The sequence below is a fragment of the Thermicanus aegyptius DSM 12793 genome (assembly GCF_000510645.1).
Lineage (GTDB): Bacteria > Bacillota > Bacilli > Thermicanales > Thermicanaceae > Thermicanus > Thermicanus aegyptius.
Map to the genome: position 1 here is coordinate 657683 of NZ_KI783301.1, position 15740 is coordinate 673422.

Below are 15740 nucleotides of genomic sequence, written 5' to 3' on the forward strand. Positions count from 1 at the left end.
AGAAACCTGCCTTGTGTGTTGCGGGATGGAGTTACCTTATACGCCGATGTCTATAGCCCATCGGATGAGGGGGAGGTTATGAAAAAAGGTGGTTTTCGCATTAATCGCTCTGGTTCTGCTCCTCTTTTCCGTCTAGGCTTACGGGGCACAGGACGAGCCAAGGCCGATTGCAGTTCAGGGCGCTCTTGACGTGGAAGTAAAGTATTTTCTCGAGCAAATGCAGGACTATCGAACGGAGACGTTCGGCTCATATACGTATTACACCGAAAAAACCGGCTCTATTCCCGTTGTCGTTTCAAGAACCGACTGGTACGCCTCGACCATGCTGCTGATCGAGAAATACAACCCCAAGGACATCATCAATCAGGGTACCGCCGGCGGCCACGATCCGGATTTGCAACGCTATGTCAATTACGGAAAATTTCAATACGAAACACAGAGATCAAGGGACCGGTATGGCTCCCGATATGTGGACTGTTGCGCCCACCACCATACGTGAAAACGGAGAAATCAAATCTTATCCGAGGTTCGAATCGGATCCCGTCCTGTTCAATGTTGCCATGGATCTCGCCAAAGAATATCAGCGCGGAAAAGCGATGTCCGGAGTGATCGGAAGCGCGGACGAATGGAACAGATAGCTCGATAGCATCGAATGGCTGCATGAAAATGTGGGGACATGCTTCGAAGACATGGAAACGGCATCAGCAACCCAGGTGGCCAAATCGTTCAACGTGCCGTTTCTCGGTATCCGCATTTTGTCGAACTCGGAGTGGCAAGAAGGGGAAAATTTTGACCCGAATGCGGCCATTTACTGCGCCGAATTTGTGACGGAAGTCATCAAAGCCATTGCCAGCAAAGTCGAGTTCCCTGTGCAATCCACGGTGCATGTAAACCAAGAAAAATGACGGATAAATACTCCAAGATGAAAAACGGAACGCTCATGGTTCCGTTGCGAAGCGTAATGGAAAGACTGGGAGCCGATGTGATATGGAACGGCGAGAAATATCGGGTCATCGTCCATTACATGGGAAAAGATGTTGTCATACCGCCTGGCAAACGCAGCGTCACCATTGGACAGTCCGTCTATCCGCTCACCGAAGCGACTGTTCTTGTCGACGGAACCGTATGGACAGAACTCCAGCTGCTGGAAACCGCTTTTCAGTTGAAGATCTTCTCGCGTCCAGTGTTTACAATGACCAGTAAAACCTGGATGCGTCCCGCTATCGGTCCTTTAACGGATCCGGCCTTTCAGCCGGATTACCGCGTGATTCCATCTAGGGGGAACAGCTTTTATCCACCGCCACAGGGATGTCGCCGAATGCCGCTTGAGCGGCTTTGCGCCTCTCCCTAAACCCGGTGGCCAGCGTCAGTTGATCACAAAGGAAGGGTGGACGTTGTGTTCGATTTGTTATTTAAGGAAGTGCACTGTTTGTTCCGGGAAGAAACGCTCGATGTCGGCGTGAAAAACGGCAAAATAGAATATGTGGGAATCTCCGGTTCCGCCCCTCCGGCCGCAGAAACCGTTGAGGCCGGAGGCCGGATGCTGCTGCCGGGGCTGGTCGAATCGCATATCCACCTCGACAAGGCGTATTTGCTCGAACAAATGGGCCGGGAAGCCACCACGCTTGAGGAAGCTATTCAGATCACCGCCGCTCTGAAACGCGGCTACACCCGGGAAGACATCTTGCGGAGGTCCGAGAAAGTGCTGGCCAAAGCGGTGGCCGCTGGGGTGACCCATATGCGATGCCATGCCGAAGTCGATCCGATCATCGGGCTGTCCAGTATGGAAACAATGCTGGAATTGAAGAGGAAATGGGAACATGTGCTCACTTTGCAGATCGTTGCGTTTCCGCAGGAAGGCATCTTCAAGGAGCCGGGGACGGCTGGACTTATGCGCGAAGCGCTGTCTGCAGGGGCCGATGCGGTCGGCGGTATTCCTTACAACGACTTGGATGCGGATAAACATCTCGATTTTGTGTTCGGGTTGGCAGTTGAGTTCGGAAAACCGGCCGATTTGCATGTGGATTTTTCGGATGACCCGAACCAGCGGGATATTCTGAAAATCGTCCGACGCACGTTGGATTGCGGGATGCAGGGCAAAGTGGCGGTTGCCCATCTGACCTCTCTCGGTTCCGTTTCGGAGCCGGAAGCGCGGGAAATCGCGCGGATGATTGCCGAAGCGGGAATCGCCGTTATCACGCTGCCGATGACCGATCTGTATCTGAACGGCAGAGCGGATAAAGAAAAAATCCGCAGAGGTTTGACCCCGGTTCGTCTGCTGCGCGAAGAGGGGGTCCGAGTTATCGTGGGTTCCAACAACATCCGGAACGCGTTTACCCCTTTCGGCCGGGGCGATCCGCTCGATTCCGCCCGATTGTTGGCCCAGACGGCTCACCTGGGGTTAAAGGCGGACGTCGGCCTACTGTTGGACATGGTCACAGAGGAAGCCGCAAACGCGTTGGAAATCGACGGGTACGGAATCCGGCCCGGAGGAGACGCCGATCTTGTTCTTTTCGACGCTTTTCACCCGGGGGAAGTGCTCTTCGAAGTTCCGGGGCGAATCGGCGTTTGGAAAAAAGGACGGAAAGTGGCATCCTCCCTCGTGCATACGGAGCTGAGCGTCTTTAAGTAAATGATAGGTGGTGAAACCATGCGATTTGCAGGCAAAAAAGTGCTGATTACCGGAGGGGGGTCAGGAATCGGCGCGGCTGCGACGGAAGCTTTTTTGAACGAAGGAGCGGAAGTCGCCGTATTCGACGTCATAGGTCCGGAACCGTTAATGGAGCGCTGGAAAGGGAAAAAATGTACCGTCTTTCAAGTCGACGTCAGCTGTGCGGAAGCGGTGGACGAGGCAGTCCGCCAGCTGGAAAAGCAATGGGGCGTTTTGGATGTGCTGGTGAACAATGCAGGTATCGAGTTTGTCGGCGCCATCGAGGAAATGAGCGAGGATGACTGGGACCGCGTCCTTGATATCAATCTCAAAGGGATTTTTTTGGTGACGAAGTCAAGTTTGCCGATGTTGAAATCCGTTAGTGGGGTCATTGTCAACACGGCGTCCCAGCTCGCTATCGTAGGCGCTCCCCATTTTACGGCCTATACTGCATCGAAATCCGCGGTGCTCAATTTCACCCGCAGCCTAGCGCTCGAAGTGGCAAAATACGGAATACGGGTGAATGCGGTCTGTCCGGGTGCTGTGGACACGCCGCTGTTGCGGAGGCAATTCGCGGATGGCAAGCAGGGCCCGCAAGGAACGCTGGAGGACCTGATCCGTATGCACCCACTGATGAGATTGGGCCGGCCCGAGGAAATCGCGGCAGCGATCTTATTTTTGAGTTCGGCGGATGCATCGTTTATCACCGGATCCGCACTAGTGGCCGACGGGGGCTACACTTCCTGGTAACACAAAGACGCTTTAAGGAGGATAGAGAACGATGGGGAAACGATACTTTTTCCGGCTGTCTGTTTTGTCGTTCATTTTGGTCGTTCTTTTGGCGGCCTGTTCGTCTCCGGTGGGGAATCAGGCGGCGAACACGGCGAATGCACCGGAAGCAAAAAATTTGGAAACCGTCAAATTGGGGTACGCCAAATGCGCGCACTGTGTCTCGATGTCGATTGTGCCGGAACTTACTAACGAAGTGAAAGTGGACGCGATTAATTTCAACTCTGGCAACGATGTGATGACCGCTCTCGTATCCAAAAGCATCGATATCGCCCAAATCACCTATCTGCATTACGTGACGGCACTGGACAAAGGCTTTGACGTTGTTGCCGTTTCCGGCCAGGTCAACGGCGGTTCTGATATTATAGTCGGGAACGCCGTCGATCTGAAACCTGATGACTGGGAGGGCTTCAAAAAGCTTGTCCAGGAACGGCTGGAATCTGGTAACAAGCTGAAAATTGCCGCTTCCCGCGGCAACGCCCAGGATATCCACCTGCGCGGCGAACTTTTGCTCAACGGCATCGATCCCGTCAACGACGTGGAGATCATTAACATTCCCAACCCTTCGGACCATGCGGCCGCCTTGCAAAGGGGAGAAGTGGACGCAGTGAGCACGGTTGAACCGTTCGCGTCGCAAATCGTTTTGAGCGGTGTTGGCAAACATTTCGCCTATCCGTACAAACAGGCGGCCGGTAATTTGACGAATCTCATCGTAACGCGGTCCGACGTCATCAAAAACAAGCCGGATCAAGTGCAGGCTGTCGTGAATGCCGTCGTCAAGCTGGTTGGCGATTTGAAGAAAGATCAGACGGAATGGGTGAAGTCGATCAACAAAATAACCGGCCTGGACGCCAACATCGCCAAAGCGTCGCTGAAAAACGCTTATCCTGACTACAACATGTACTACAAACAGACGCTGGCCATTGCCTCGATGATGAAAGATCTGCAATATATTTCCGCAGACGTTTCCGATAAAGTCGGCAAAAACATGGATTACAGCTTTTTGGAGAAAGCGACGGGCAAAAGCAAAAACGAGTTGGGTTATCAATAATGGAAATCCCAGGGAGGGTTGCGGATGGCTTTTCTTAAAAATGTCTGGGACAAAAACAAATACCGGTGGATTGTTCCCTTCGCCATCGTGGCGGTTTGGGAGGGAATATCCCGCTCTGGGATGTTGTCTCCTTCCCTTCTTCCCGCGCCGTCCAAAGTGCTGCAAATTTGGATGGACTGGATCTTCGGCACGACCGGAAATTCGGAGACGAACAGTGGGCAGTGGATCCGTGATGCGTTTAGCAGCGCCTTTAGGGTGAGTGCTGGATATGTCATCGCAGCCATTTCCGGGATCGTTCTCGGACTGATGATCGCCTGGTGGCGGTTTGTGGAGAAGCTGATCGAGCCGACGATCCAGTTGATTCGCCCTCCCGCCCGTATCGTGGATTCCGATCGCCATCATCTGGTTCGGGATCGCCGACAAACCGGCCATCTTTCTCGTTTTTCTCGGAGCGTTTTTCCCGATCTTGATGAATACGATTCACGGGGTGAAAACGACGGACAAAAACTTGATCCGGGCCGCATCCATGATGGGCTCGAACCAATGGCAGCTCATTCGGTACGTCATTTTGCCAGCTGCGCTTCCGAACATTTTTGCCGGCCTGCGCATTGCCATCGGCTCGGCGTGGATGCTGACGGTGACAGCGGAGATGATCGCGGTCAAAAGCGGTTTGGGTTACGTGCTGTGGGATTCGTACTATTTTCTGAGATACGATCTGGTACTCGCCAGCATGATTAGCATCGGTTTGCTAGGTTTTCTAAGCGACCTCTTGTTGAAAAAAATGATGAACCGCGTGCTTCACTGGCAGCGCAACATGTCCGTGCAAGGATTGTAGACGGTTTGGACAAGAAGGGAGGTGCAAGGATGCCGTTCATAGAGGTGAAAGATATCGTCAAAATGTATCACGATCCGAAAAGGGGAAAAAACCTGCTCGCGTTGGACCACGTCGATCTGACCGTGGAAAAAAATGAATTTTTGTGCCTGCTAGGTCCGAGCGGCTGCGGCAAATCGACGCTGCTCAACATGATCGCCGGATTCGAAAAGCAAACGTCCGGAACGATTCTCATGAACGACAAAGAGGTAACCGGACCTGGCGCGGACCGGGGCATGGTCTTTCAGCAGCCGACGCTCATGCCGTGGCTGCCCGTATGGGAGAACGTCTCGTTCCACTTAAAGCTCAAGGGGGTCGGGAAAAAGGAACGCCGCGAAAAGGCCCAGGAATTTATCGATATGGTCGGCCTGAAAGGTTTCGAAAATCATTATCCGTATGAGCTGTCCGGCGGGATGAACCAACGGGTCGGAATCGCGCGGGCGCTCTTGCTCAATCCTTCCGTCATTCTAATGGATGAACCTTTTGCAGCCTTGGACGCGCAGACGAAAATGGATATGCAGGAGGAGCTGGTGCGCATCTGGCAGTTTCATAAAGTTACCGTCATCTTCGTCACGCACAGCGTGGAAGAAGCGTTGATCCTGGGAACGAAAGTGGCCGTGATGACCCACCGGCCGGGAAAAATCAGGGAACTGCTTTCCATTCACCTTCCCCGCCCGAGAGATGTCACCTCGCATCTATTCAACGAGTACAAGAGAGATATTCTCGGGTATATCCGAGAAGAGTCGAAATTAGCCAAAGCGACCTGAAATGCGGCGCTCGGATAAAAGAACGAAAGGAGCGTTCTGACTTGTTTATCGCGAAAAACATCAAAAAAATCGGCATGCTGACCCCCTCGTCCAATACGGTTCTGGAGCCGGTATGCCAACAGATGCTTTCCTGTCTAGATGATGTTTCGGTCCACTTTTCCCGGTTTACCGTCACGGAAATTTCCATGCGGCCGAACGCTTTAGGACAGTTTGAACAGGAATCGATGCTGCGGGCGGCCAGATTGCTTGCGGATGCCGAAGTCGACGTGATCGCGTGGAACGGGACATCGGCGGGATGGCTAGGATTTGAGGCGGATGTCCGGCTTTGCGAACGGATTTTTCAAGAAACCGGAATTCCCGCTACCACTTCGGTGCTGGCGCTTAACGAAGCATTTGAGCTGTACGGAATCAAATCTTTCGGTCTGGTCACGCCTTATACGCCGGACATAAACGAAAAAATTATCGCCAATTATTCCACCATCGGATTAGAATGCGCCGCCGAGCAGTGTCTAGGAATGTATGTCAACAAAGAGTTCAGCCGCGTTTCGCCAAAAGCGATCGAACAGATGGTGGCCCAAGTGGCCGTTCCGGGTGTGGAGGCGATCACGACGTTTTGCACCAATCTGCGAGCAGCCCCGCTGGTACAATCGCTGGAACAGAAATACGGTATCCCTATTTTCGATACGATTTCCGTCGTCGTGTGGAAATCCTTGAACATGATCGGTATATCCCCGGATTGTGTGCAAGGTTGGGGCGGTCTGTTTAAGTCGGAAGAGGCGAATGAAGCGGTGCAGTCATGAACCCAGGCACTGCGTCAGGCTGCTGATAATGGGCGGATGACCATGTGCATAATGGGAATGCTGTGCAAAAAATCCGGAAATAAGCTGAATCAAGCCGTCATGGCGAAGACGGTGGATACGTTTCCTGCCCAGATGACATTCAGGATGATGCGGGCCGAGCGGGGCAAGAGGAGTTGTCGTCTTCTCGATGTAGTGGCAGCGATGCGTAAACGCATGCACGAACGAGGAAGGTTTGGCGGAAATGAGCTCGAATCTCGGAATAATTTCCCGGATGGAGAACGGAAAGGGAGGAACAAAAGGGGAAGCCGAAGATATCCGGGGATTCGCAAATTTATTGGCGTTAGATCGGTGCACGACCGTCAGGGAAGCGGTCCTGGCGATGACGGATTATTTGGCCCTTCACCCCAGTTCGGTGACCGGAGTTAACTTTCTTCTCAGCAGGACCGGAAATATTGGGGTCATCGAGCATGACGGTAGCGAAATCGCTTTTCGCATGATGACCGTAAGCCCGGAGCGGGAGGACCTCGAGAGTGGGGCACTGTATTCGATCCCGAAGAGGTCATTGCTAAAATTCAAACAGGACGCCTACAAGTTGTAGCCATGGTTCATGGAGAGACATCGATGGGATGTATGCAGCCTCTGTGTGATATTGGGAGAGCGTGCCGTGAATACGACGTTCTGTTCATCGTGGACGTCGTTGCCACCATCGGGGGAACGGACGTTAGAGTTGACGATTGGATGATTGACGCAACCGTTGGTGGAACGCAGAAATGCTTGTCTGTCCCTTCCGGAATGACGCCGATCACATTCAACGAACGGACCGAAAAAAAGATTAATTCCAGAAAAAGGGTGGGGAGTTGTATCCGCAATCCAGACGTCGACGTCGAGGGGCCAGGAAAGCCAAGTGCAATTATTTTGATTTAAGTCAGTTGATCGATTATTGGGGAACTCGTCGGTTGAACCATCATACGGAAGCAACCTCGATGCTGTATGTTCTTAAGGATGGTTTGTGCATCGTTTTGGAAGAAGGACTGGAAGAGGGATTCGAGCGTCACAAACTTCACGAGAAAGCGATGGTGTCCGTCCTGCAAGCTCCCTGTCGCTACCTGTGTGAACATACCTGAGGGGGGGCTCTGGTAGGACTCGCATCATCGCGGAAAGAGGATGCGACTTATCTTTATTCTAAAATGCAAACATCTTAGTCCCCCTGCTGGCGCGACACCATCAGATGATGAAAATGGGGTGGGTTCGATATAATTTTGTTACACCTGGTGAAGGTAGGTCGTGTCTCAATGGTGTTCGGCCGATAGCCGGTTTAGACGAAGAGGATATAGCGGTTTTAAAGGGAAAAGCTTTTTGACAGGTAAATCGATCCGCATAATTCATACAGATGGAGGACAGAGTATGTCGGCTGATTGGAACGCTTTTGTTCAGGAGGACGTGATCATTGAACCTTACAAGGATGGCAGATTACGAGGCTTAACCTTTGCAGTCAAAGACGTATTTGCAATCAAAGGATATACGAATGGGGCCGGGAATCCCGATTGGCTAAGGACGCATAAACCTGCCGAAAAGAATGCGGTTGTTGTCGATCTCCTGTTGGCCCAAGGAGCGCGGTTAAAAGGAATTACCCATACCGATGAACTGATGTTTAGCCTTAACGGGGAGAATTATCATTATGGAACCCCCATCAATCCTAAAGCTCCCGGATGCATTCCGGGAGGTTCTTCAAGCGGTTCGGCCGTCGCCGTCTCCTCCGGATCGGTCGATTTCGCCCTAGGAACCGATACCGGTGGCTCCGTTCGCATCCCTTCCGCTTACTGTGGAATCTACGGATTTCGTCCAACCCATGGTTCTGTTCCCTTGGATGGGGTTATTCCGCTCGCCCAAAGCTTCGATACGGTCGGGTGGATGGCTCGGGATGCTAAAACATTATTACGTGTAGGTGAAGCGTTATTCGATGGGATGGAGGACACCGAAGGGGAGTTTCAGCAGATCCTTTTCGGTCGCGACGCGTGGGAGATGGTAGAAGAGGATTGCAGAAAGAGTTTTTTTAAATCGATCCCCTTATTTGAGAGGATGACGGAGAAAAATGAATGGATTACTGTCGCCCCGCAGGGACTGCCTGAGTTGTTTAAAACATTCCGCACCATACAAGGTTATGAAATATGGTCAAATCACGGCAAGTGGATTCGCGATGAAAACCCCCGTTTTGGTCCGGATATCGCAGAACGTTTTGCCTGGACGAGTACTCTGAGCGATTCCGAATACGAAAAGGCACGTCCCCTTCAAGAGCAATTTCGATCCTATATGCATGAATTACTAGGGTCGAATCGCTTATTGGTCATTCCCACTTCGTCCTGTACACCACCGAAGCGCGGGCTGACCGGCGATCAAGTGGAAGACAGGCGTACTCGTACCTTGCAATTAACGTGCATCGCCGGCTTATCAGAACTGCCGCAAGTTAACCTACCGATGGAAGATGAGGAAGGATTGCCTTTCGGAATTTCCATCATTGCAGGGTATCGTCAAGATCTAAAACTCTTATCATGGGTTCATGAAAAATGGTCCGCTCCGCTTACGGAAAAAGGAGAAAAAATAAAAAAATAATTATCGAAGGAGCAGAGTTTACGTTTAGGAGATATGAAGGAACTGCATGGGAAGAAAGGTTTTTTACCCCGTTTGACAAGCCGGCAGGTGAAGGAACTTCCAAAGGAAAATGCCTTGGTGATACTGCCGATCGGAGCGATCGAGCAGCACGGGCCCCATTTGCCTGTTATGACCGATTCACTCATCGGTGAAGCAATTTTAACCAAGGCATTGGAAAAAACAAAGAAAAATTTACCGATCTGGTTGTTGCCGCCCATATCTTACGGAAAAAGTAACGAACATATAGGTTTTGCCGGTACGATTTCCTTGTCTGCGGAGACACTGATCGGGATCGTTACCGATATCGCCGTGGGTCTCCGTTCCAGTGGGTTTAAAAAATTGCTTCTCTTTAACACTCACGGTGGTAATGTTGATCTGCTTCATTTCGTCTCAAGAGAAATCTATCTTTCCACAGGATTGATCCTCTTTAATTTTTCACCAGGTAGCCTGGGTAAATTGATGCGATAGAACGGTTATATCACGTGATTGAAGAATTTCGAGCAAATGGGGTAGAGATTTACGATCCTCATACTTGGTTATTGGATCATGGCGGGAGGGGGGAAATTGCAAAAATGCATCTGCGCAAAAGAAAGAACGATCCCCTAGGTCTATTAAATCCGGGAAAACTCATCTTTCCATTTTCGCGTAGAGAGGATCCAGTAGATCAGCCCGATTCCTACTAGGAGGAGGAACGCTTCCACCCAGACGGGATGAATACGAAACGCTTGACTTAAGCCCACCGGGAAATCGATGGCCGCATGGGCGAAGATGGCGTAAAGGAGGTAACGGAGATTTCTCTTGCGAACGGCTAAAAGGACGAGTAGAGACATGGCGATCTGGATGATGAGGGCGATCATACGCTCCATCCCTCCCAGGTAAAAGAGATAGGGGGGAGTAACGGTCAACGAAGTCTTTATCGAGGCAATCATTTCTGCTGGGACTTGTCCATTTAAGCTGGATTCCAATGTACCCTGGTTAATCATCATCGAGAGAAAAATCGCTTGAATGGCAGGGAGCCCTCCGATGAGAACGGCTTCAATCCCTCCATGCCCCAAACCGAGGGCGAGCCCTTCCTTACGTTCCATTTTCCCTTTTAAGGCATAACGGAAAGCGAGGTAACGCCCCACCTCTTCAAAAATCCCCGCGGCCAAGCCGCCATAAAGGGCATATAGAAAAGGCTGCTTAAAAAAATTCGCCGTTGTCTGATTTTGAACCAATAGATAAAGATGCATGCTCTTCTCTAAAATCTGGGAAAATAGAATAAAAACCAGGGCTCCGATAAAAACCGTCCGGATCGAGATTTTCTCTTTTCGAATCAGGTAGATAAGGAGAAAAAGGGGGACGGTAAAGGAGAGGAGTGCCTGTAGCGCTAAACCTATGATTGAAGCCGTGGAAACCATGATTTGTTCTCCCTTCACAGAAGTGGATGAAAAATCTTTCTTTTCACCTCTACTTGAAAAGTACCTGATAACTTCTGTCCTGTCAATGTTCTCCTGGGATATTTAAAGATATGTAAAGTTTCTTGAAGATGATCATCTAACGGCAGGCTGAAGAATTGGGAGATCAATCACGGAATAGGAATATCTGATTCACTTATGAAGAAAACGATCTGAACCACTGTGTGAAGGAACGTTGGCCTTTTTCAAGCATCGGAAATTTGCCGGCTGGATTTAAGGGGAAATTGGGAGTAAGATGGAATAAAGGATAAAGAGGAGAAAGAACAGGTTACGATCGACCGAAAGATGCCGCAGAAAAGGAGTACTCCATGATTTACTGGAACATCTTTTTATCTTTTCTTCGTATCGGGATCTTTGGCTACGGGGGAGGCCCTTCCATGATCCCCCTCTTTCATGCGGAATGTGTAAAGAAACAAAAATGGCTCAGCGACGAGGAATTTGCCGACTCGTTGGCCTTGGGGAATACCCTGCCTGGCCCGATCGCCACCAAGATGGCTGCCTACATAGGATATAAGGTAAAAGGATGGATCGGATCGGTGATCGCGATCCTTGCCGTAAGCATGCCCATCGCCATCCTTATGATCCTTCTTTTGACGCTTCTATACCGTATGCAGGAAAATTCTTTTTTCCAGCGTACCATTTCCGCGATCCAACCGGTGATCGCCGTGATGATGGGGGTTCTCACCTACCAATTTTTTATCAAGAGTTGGAAGGAGACGGGAAACAAAGGGAGTGTTTTCTTTCTTTTGTTTTTATCCATTCTTCTCATTCCTGTGCTTGGGATTCACCCGGGCATTCTGATTGCCGTTCTCCTTTTATCCTCTTTCCTTTACACCACATGGCTGGTTCGGAAGGGTCGCCGGGCTAAGGAAGGGGGAGAAGAATGATCTACTTTCAACTTTTTTGGGCATTTTTCATCGCCAATCTATTAGGGTATGGGGGAGGTCCGCCCAGCATCCCCCTGATCCAAAACGAGGTGGTCAATCACTACCGCTGGGCGACGGTTAAAGAGTTCGGAGAGGTCCTGGCCGTGGGGAATGCTCTGCCCAGCCCGATCAATACGAAGTTGGCCGCCTATTTCGGTTATCAAGTGGGAGGGCTTTTGGGAGCGGTTGTGGCTTTATTTGCCACCATCGCTCCGAGTGCCGTCGCTATGGTCCTCCTTTTTAAAGCGGTCACCTATTTTAAGGATGCCCCCCAGGTAAAGGCGATGACGGAGTCCATCCGCCCTGTGGTGACCGTACTCCTCGGAGCATTAACCTACCAATTTCTCGCCGCTTCTGTGGGCGAACTGGGGATCCTTCATACGGGCGTTTTGGTTCTCCTATCTTTCTATTTGATGGAGAGGAAGAAACTTCATCCTGCTCTCATGATCCTCTTGGCGATGGGGTATGGGGCGCTTACTTCTTTTTTGTAAAATGGGGGTTTCATTTTCAGAAAGTGATTGACAAGATACATGGAATATGAAATAATAGAGCCGATATTGAACGCGTGTACATGAATGGTTTGGAAGAGGGTAGGGGGAGTTAACATGATTACGAGAAAAGAGGTGGCGAAGCGGGCCGGCGTTTCGGAAGCGACCGTCTCCCGAGTCTTTACCAATCATCCTTCCGTAAAAAAGGAGACAAAGGAGAAGGTGTTGCGAGTGGCTGAAGAATTAGGCTATACTCCGAATGCCTTAGCCCAAAGTGTAGCCCGCAGGCGAAGCATGAATATTGGTGTCGTTGTTCCCTATGTCCCTAAAGTTCATATTTTTTCCCATGATTATTTTTCCGAGATTATCAGCGGAATCGGTGAAGTGGCCCAGGAACATGGATATGACCTCGTACTTTTTCATCGCCATTTACACCAAGATATGGATTACAGAAGATATTATATGAATAAAAAAGTAGACGGGACGATTTTGCTCGGAACCCGGACGGAAGAACAAGAAGCATTGACCGATCTGTACCGACTTGATCTTCCATTTGTTCTGATCAGTAATATGCTGGAAATGGTCCCCCAGTATTCGATTCTGGCTGATCATCAACGGGGGAGTTATGAGGCGATGAGGCATTTGGTCCGCCTCGGTCACCGACGTATCGCTTTCCTTAACGGGCCTGATTCCTACATGGACAGCATCTACAGGAGGAAAGGAGTGGAACAGGCGAGGGAGGAATGGAATCTCCGGGAGCTCCTATATTTTCAAGGGGATTTTAGCCGGACGAGCGGCCTTCGCTTTGCCGATCTCTTCGTTCAATTAGATCCAAGACCAACCGCGGTCTTTGCGGCCAATGACCGCATGGCGATCGGCTTCATGCAGGGGTTAAAACAACATGGGGTCTTCCCGGGATTGGAGGTGGCGATCGTCGGATATGATAACTCCCAAATTGCCCAATTCTCCGATCCCTCTCTGACGACGGTTCATGTTCCTCATTTTGAGATGGGAAAGATGGCGGTGGAGGTTTTGATCCGCCAATTAGAAGGGAAAAAATTCCATGGACCTCATATTTTGCCTACCGAACTGATCGTGAGGGAATCATCCACCCAATTTGAGGTGGATGAGAAGAGTTTGTAAGAGGTTAATCCGTTTCATAAAGGCATCTTCCAGTCAAGGAGAGATCGAAACTCCCCATGGCCTCCAATTCCTGCCGGAAGGAAGGAGAGGCCAGGATTCTTCGGATTCCATCCAGGAGTTTTCGGTTCTCTTCTTTTTTTAGCAGGACGAGGTCATACCGTTCCAGCCTAAGGGGGATGAAATCAACGGGAAAGAGAAAACTGGTCTGTTCGATGCCTACGCCTACGTCGGCATTTCCTGCCGCCACGGCGCCGGCGACGCTTAGATGACTCGTTTCTTCCCAATGATACCCTCGCACTTCCCGTTTAGGGATGCCGTGCAGGCGCAGGTTCTCATCGAGAAAGACCCGGGCTCCTGAGCCTTTCTCCCGGTTTACCAGTTTTACCTCTTTCCTGCGTAGATCTTCCCAACCGGTGATCCCCTTCGGATTTCCTTTTTTCACGTAAAAACCGATCTGCCGCTGGACGAGATGGATGACGATGTACTCATAGCCCGTTAGTATTCGCTTAATATAAGGGAGGTTATACTCATCTGTTTCACCGTCATAAAGATGAGTGCTCACAATATCGGCTTCACGGGCAAACATGGACATTAAGCTGTTTAAACTGCCGGAGTAGGAACGTAAGGACCGATAGGGAGGGCACTCCTTCTCGATGTAACGGGCTAAGAGATCGAGGCTTAAATCCTGCCCGCTGATCACCACCTGATCCGTTTTGAGAAGCCCGCCTGTTTCTTCTTCGAGTCCGGGCCCATTTCTGCGATCTCCCGAGAGCTCATGCAGCCTGAATGCTTTTCTGTGATCCCGGGACGAATCCCGCTCCATCTGAACCCCTTCTTTATCCTCATCATTTCCTTTCTCTTTGGGTATAGGGAACTCCTCTCTCTCCCTTCCTTTCCCCCCTTCGTTTTTTCTTCTCTCTTTAAAAGCCTCCAAATCCTTCGCTTCGATTCGCATTTGCCTCCCAATCCGGTAGGCGGGGAGCATTCCTTTTTTTATGAGGTGATATACCGTTAGCTTGGATACTTTTAGGAGTTTCGCCACTTCTTCCGTTGTGTATGAGAGATTCTCTCCGGACATCCACTTCACCTCACGCCTTTTTTGATTCTCCATGATATAACTAATTGTATCAATATATCATTAAATATAACTTGTATCAAGTACAGAAACGTATCATTTTTTATATACATATCTTTAATTATAATTTATGATAATATAAAAGTATTGCTTGAAAGGATGAACACGATGAAGAGAATCATCGGAGGAGTTCTTCTTCTCCTTTTACTATTGATGACATCGGCATGTGGCGGGGGATTCGCAAACCAAACGGGGGATTCACCTGCCAGGGAAAAAGAGGATAATCAAACGATGAAGTCGGAACAGAAGATGGAGCTGATGGTCTTGGCTGCCGCCTCCCTCACCGACGCCTTAAATGAAATGAAGGAGATGTATGAAAGAAATCACCCTGGAACGGAGATCACCTATGTTTTTGGTTCCTCAGGGACCTTGGCGCAGCAGCTGGAGCAAGGAGCCCCGGCCGATCTTTTCATCTCAGCCTCGGAGAAATTTATGGATCAAGTGGAGAATAAGGGGTTGCTCATGGAGGGGACGAAGAAGGAATATGTGAAGAATGAATTGGTGCTGATCGCGCCAAAGAAAGGCCGGAAGACTGTCCTTGAGCAGTTGAATCCGTCCGATGTAAAGCAATTCGCCATCGGGGAGCCGAAGACGGTTCCCGCCGGCGCTTACGCCCAGGAAGTCCTTATGTCCTTAGGGAAATGGGCCGATTTGCAAGGCAAAATGGTATACGGCAAGGATGTCCGTCAGGTCTTGGCCTATGTGGAGATGGGGAATGTGGATTACGGCATGGTTTTTCGCACGGATGCCCTCATCTCAAAAGATGTGGTGGTTCTCGACGCTGCAAAACCGGAGTGGCATAAGCCCATCTCCTATCCGATTGCCATCATAAAAGAGAGCATGCATGAGAAGGAAGCCCGGGATTTTTACCAATTTCTCCTGAGCGGGGAAGGGAAGAAGGTGGTAGAAACGTATGGGTTTAAGTAACCTATCGCCCCTTCTCCTTTCCTTAAAAGTAGCAGGCCTTGCCACGCTTTTTAATTTCTTTGCCGGATTATTGGTGGCGAGGATGTG

The 15740-nt window shown here is 50.3% G+C and carries 18 protein-coding genes and 1 pseudogene; 17 read left to right on the top strand and 2 right to left on the bottom strand.

Annotation, left to right across the window (positions count from 1 at the left end):
* Positions 1-166: 166 nt before the first annotated feature.
* From THEAE_RS22830 to THEAE_RS19860, 13 genes and pseudogenes are all read left to right on the top strand, one after another.
* Complete coding sequence (locus THEAE_RS22830) at positions 167-499, top strand: nucleoside phosphorylase-I family protein (RefSeq protein ID WP_342665768.1); 333 nt, start codon at positions 167-169, stop codon at positions 497-499.
* 169 nt (positions 500-668) lie between these two features.
* A complete protein-coding gene (locus THEAE_RS21875; RefSeq protein ID WP_281169542.1) occupies positions 669-905 on the top strand; it encodes a phosphorylase family protein in 237 nt (78 codons plus the stop codon).
* The gene (locus tag THEAE_RS0103470) at positions 902-1351 is read left to right on the top strand and encodes a copper amine oxidase N-terminal domain-containing protein (RefSeq protein ID WP_028986531.1); all 450 of its coding nucleotides are present in this window, start codon (positions 902-904) and stop codon (positions 1349-1351) included. Before THEAE_RS21875 ends, THEAE_RS0103470 begins: the two co-directional genes overlap by 4 nt.
* 45 nt (positions 1352-1396) lie before the next feature.
* Positions 1397-2632: an amidohydrolase family protein gene (locus THEAE_RS0103475; RefSeq protein WP_039944239.1), complete on the top strand. Its 1236-nt coding sequence runs from the start codon at positions 1397-1399 to the stop codon at positions 2630-2632.
* Positions 2633-2650: 18 nt separating this feature from the next.
* Positions 2651-3400, top strand: coding sequence for an SDR family NAD(P)-dependent oxidoreductase (locus THEAE_RS0103480; RefSeq protein ID WP_028986533.1), 750 nt, complete (start codon positions 2651-2653; stop codon positions 3398-3400).
* A gap of 31 nt (positions 3401-3431) precedes the next feature.
* The gene (locus THEAE_RS0103485; protein ID WP_039944240.1) at positions 3432-4490 is read left to right on the top strand and encodes an ABC transporter substrate-binding protein; all 1059 of its coding nucleotides are present in this window, start codon (positions 3432-3434) and stop codon (positions 4488-4490) included.
* Between the two features lie 412 nt (positions 4491-4902).
* Positions 4903-5325: an ABC transporter permease gene (locus THEAE_RS23810; RefSeq protein WP_425426417.1), complete on the top strand. Its 423-nt coding sequence runs from the start codon at positions 4903-4905 to the stop codon at positions 5323-5325.
* Positions 5326-5354: 29 nt separating this feature from the next.
* Positions 5355-6128, top strand: a complete 774-nt coding sequence (locus tag THEAE_RS0103495; protein ID WP_028986535.1) for an ABC transporter ATP-binding protein — start codon at positions 5355-5357, stop codon at positions 6126-6128.
* 74 nt (positions 6129-6202) lie between these two features.
* Positions 6203-6928: a maleate cis-trans isomerase family protein gene (locus tag THEAE_RS0103500; protein ID WP_281169602.1), complete on the top strand. Its 726-nt coding sequence runs from the start codon at positions 6203-6205 to the stop codon at positions 6926-6928.
* Positions 6929-7169: 241 nt separating this feature from the next.
* Positions 7170-7526, top strand: coding sequence for a hypothetical protein (locus tag THEAE_RS0103505; RefSeq protein WP_028986537.1), 357 nt, complete (start codon positions 7170-7172; stop codon positions 7524-7526).
* Positions 7457-8056 (top strand): annotated as a pseudogene (locus tag THEAE_RS22395) (aminotransferase class V-fold PLP-dependent enzyme); the annotation flags it as partial. The gene THEAE_RS0103505 and the pseudogene THEAE_RS22395, both read left to right, overlap by 70 nt.
* 276 nt (positions 8057-8332) lie before the next feature.
* Positions 8333-9538, top strand: coding sequence for an amidase (locus tag THEAE_RS0103520; RefSeq protein WP_028986539.1), 1206 nt, complete (start codon positions 8333-8335; stop codon positions 9536-9538).
* A gap of 33 nt (positions 9539-9571) precedes the next feature.
* Entirely contained in the window at positions 9572-10045 is a 474-nt protein-coding gene (locus tag THEAE_RS19860) for a creatininase family protein (RefSeq protein WP_052329733.1), read from the top strand.
* Positions 10046-10188: 143 nt separating this feature from the next.
* Here the strand turns inward: THEAE_RS19860 and THEAE_RS0103530 are convergent, their stop codons facing one another.
* Positions 10189-10977, bottom strand: a complete 789-nt coding sequence (locus THEAE_RS0103530; protein WP_005587303.1) for a YhfC family intramembrane metalloprotease — start codon at positions 10975-10977, stop codon at positions 10189-10191.
* Positions 10978-11342: 365 nt separating this feature from the next.
* Here THEAE_RS0103530 and THEAE_RS0103535 point away from each other — a divergent pair, with 365 nt between their 5' ends.
* The 3 genes from THEAE_RS0103535 to THEAE_RS0103545 all read left to right on the top strand — a co-directional run bounded on the left by THEAE_RS0103535 (position 11343) and on the right by THEAE_RS0103545 (position 13591).
* Positions 11343-11921, top strand: a complete 579-nt coding sequence (locus THEAE_RS0103535; protein ID WP_005587305.1) for a chromate transporter — start codon at positions 11343-11345, stop codon at positions 11919-11921.
* Positions 11918-12451: a chromate transporter gene (locus THEAE_RS0103540; RefSeq protein WP_005587306.1), complete on the top strand. Its 534-nt coding sequence runs from the start codon at positions 11918-11920 to the stop codon at positions 12449-12451. The genes THEAE_RS0103535 and THEAE_RS0103540 overlap by 4 nt, the downstream gene beginning before the upstream one ends.
* Positions 12452-12565: 114 nt before the next feature.
* Complete coding sequence (locus tag THEAE_RS0103545; RefSeq protein WP_005587307.1) at positions 12566-13591, top strand: LacI family DNA-binding transcriptional regulator; 1026 nt, start codon at positions 12566-12568, stop codon at positions 13589-13591.
* A gap of 4 nt (positions 13592-13595) precedes the next feature.
* Here the strand turns inward: THEAE_RS0103545 and THEAE_RS0103550 are convergent, their stop codons facing one another.
* The gene (locus tag THEAE_RS0103550; protein ID WP_028986540.1) at positions 13596-14669 is read right to left on the bottom strand and encodes a substrate-binding domain-containing protein; all 1074 of its coding nucleotides are present in this window, start codon (positions 14667-14669) and stop codon (positions 13596-13598) included.
* 165 nt (positions 14670-14834) lie between these two features.
* On the opposite strand from THEAE_RS0103550, the gene modA reads away from it, so the two are divergent.
* Positions 14835-15653: a molybdate ABC transporter substrate-binding protein gene (gene modA / locus THEAE_RS0103555; protein WP_052329735.1), complete on the top strand. Its 819-nt coding sequence runs from the start codon at positions 14835-14837 to the stop codon at positions 15651-15653.
* Positions 15654-15740: the final 87 nt, after the last annotated feature.

Excerpts from the sequence above, each read along its gene's own strand:
- THEAE_RS0103470 (WP_028986531.1), top strand. The coding sequence starts at position 902 with ATGACGGATAAATACTCCAAGATGAAAAACGGAACGCTCATGGTTCCG.
- THEAE_RS0103480 (WP_028986533.1), top strand. The coding sequence starts at position 2,651 with ATGCGATTTGCAGGCAAAAAAGTGCTGATTACCGGAGGGGGGTCAGGA.
- THEAE_RS0103485 (WP_039944240.1), top strand. The coding sequence starts at position 3,432 with ATGGGGAAACGATACTTTTTCCGGCTGTCTGTTTTGTCGTTCATTTTG.
- THEAE_RS0103495 (WP_028986535.1), top strand. The coding sequence starts at position 5,355 with ATGCCGTTCATAGAGGTGAAAGATATCGTCAAAATGTATCACGATCCG.
- THEAE_RS0103500 (WP_281169602.1), top strand. The coding sequence starts at position 6,203 with ATGCTGACCCCCTCGTCCAATACGGTTCTGGAGCCGGTATGCCAACAG.
- THEAE_RS0103505 (WP_028986537.1), top strand. The coding sequence starts at position 7,170 with ATGAGCTCGAATCTCGGAATAATTTCCCGGATGGAGAACGGAAAGGGA.
- THEAE_RS0103520 (WP_028986539.1), top strand. The coding sequence starts at position 8,333 with ATGTCGGCTGATTGGAACGCTTTTGTTCAGGAGGACGTGATCATTGAA.
- THEAE_RS19860 (WP_052329733.1), top strand. The coding sequence starts at position 9,572 with ATGAAGGAACTGCATGGGAAGAAAGGTTTTTTACCCCGTTTGACAAGC.
- THEAE_RS0103530 (WP_005587303.1), bottom strand. The coding sequence starts at position 10,977 with ATGGTTTCCACGGCTTCAATCATAGGTTTAGCGCTACAGGCACTCCTC.
- THEAE_RS0103535 (WP_005587305.1), top strand. The coding sequence starts at position 11,343 with ATGATTTACTGGAACATCTTTTTATCTTTTCTTCGTATCGGGATCTTT.
- THEAE_RS0103540 (WP_005587306.1), top strand. The coding sequence starts at position 11,918 with ATGATCTACTTTCAACTTTTTTGGGCATTTTTCATCGCCAATCTATTA.
- THEAE_RS0103545 (WP_005587307.1), top strand. The coding sequence starts at position 12,566 with ATGATTACGAGAAAAGAGGTGGCGAAGCGGGCCGGCGTTTCGGAAGCG.
- THEAE_RS0103550 (WP_028986540.1), bottom strand. The coding sequence starts at position 14,669 with ATGTCCGGAGAGAATCTCTCATACACAACGGAAGAAGTGGCGAAACTC.
- modA (WP_052329735.1), top strand. The coding sequence starts at position 14,835 with ATGAAGAGAATCATCGGAGGAGTTCTTCTTCTCCTTTTACTATTGATG.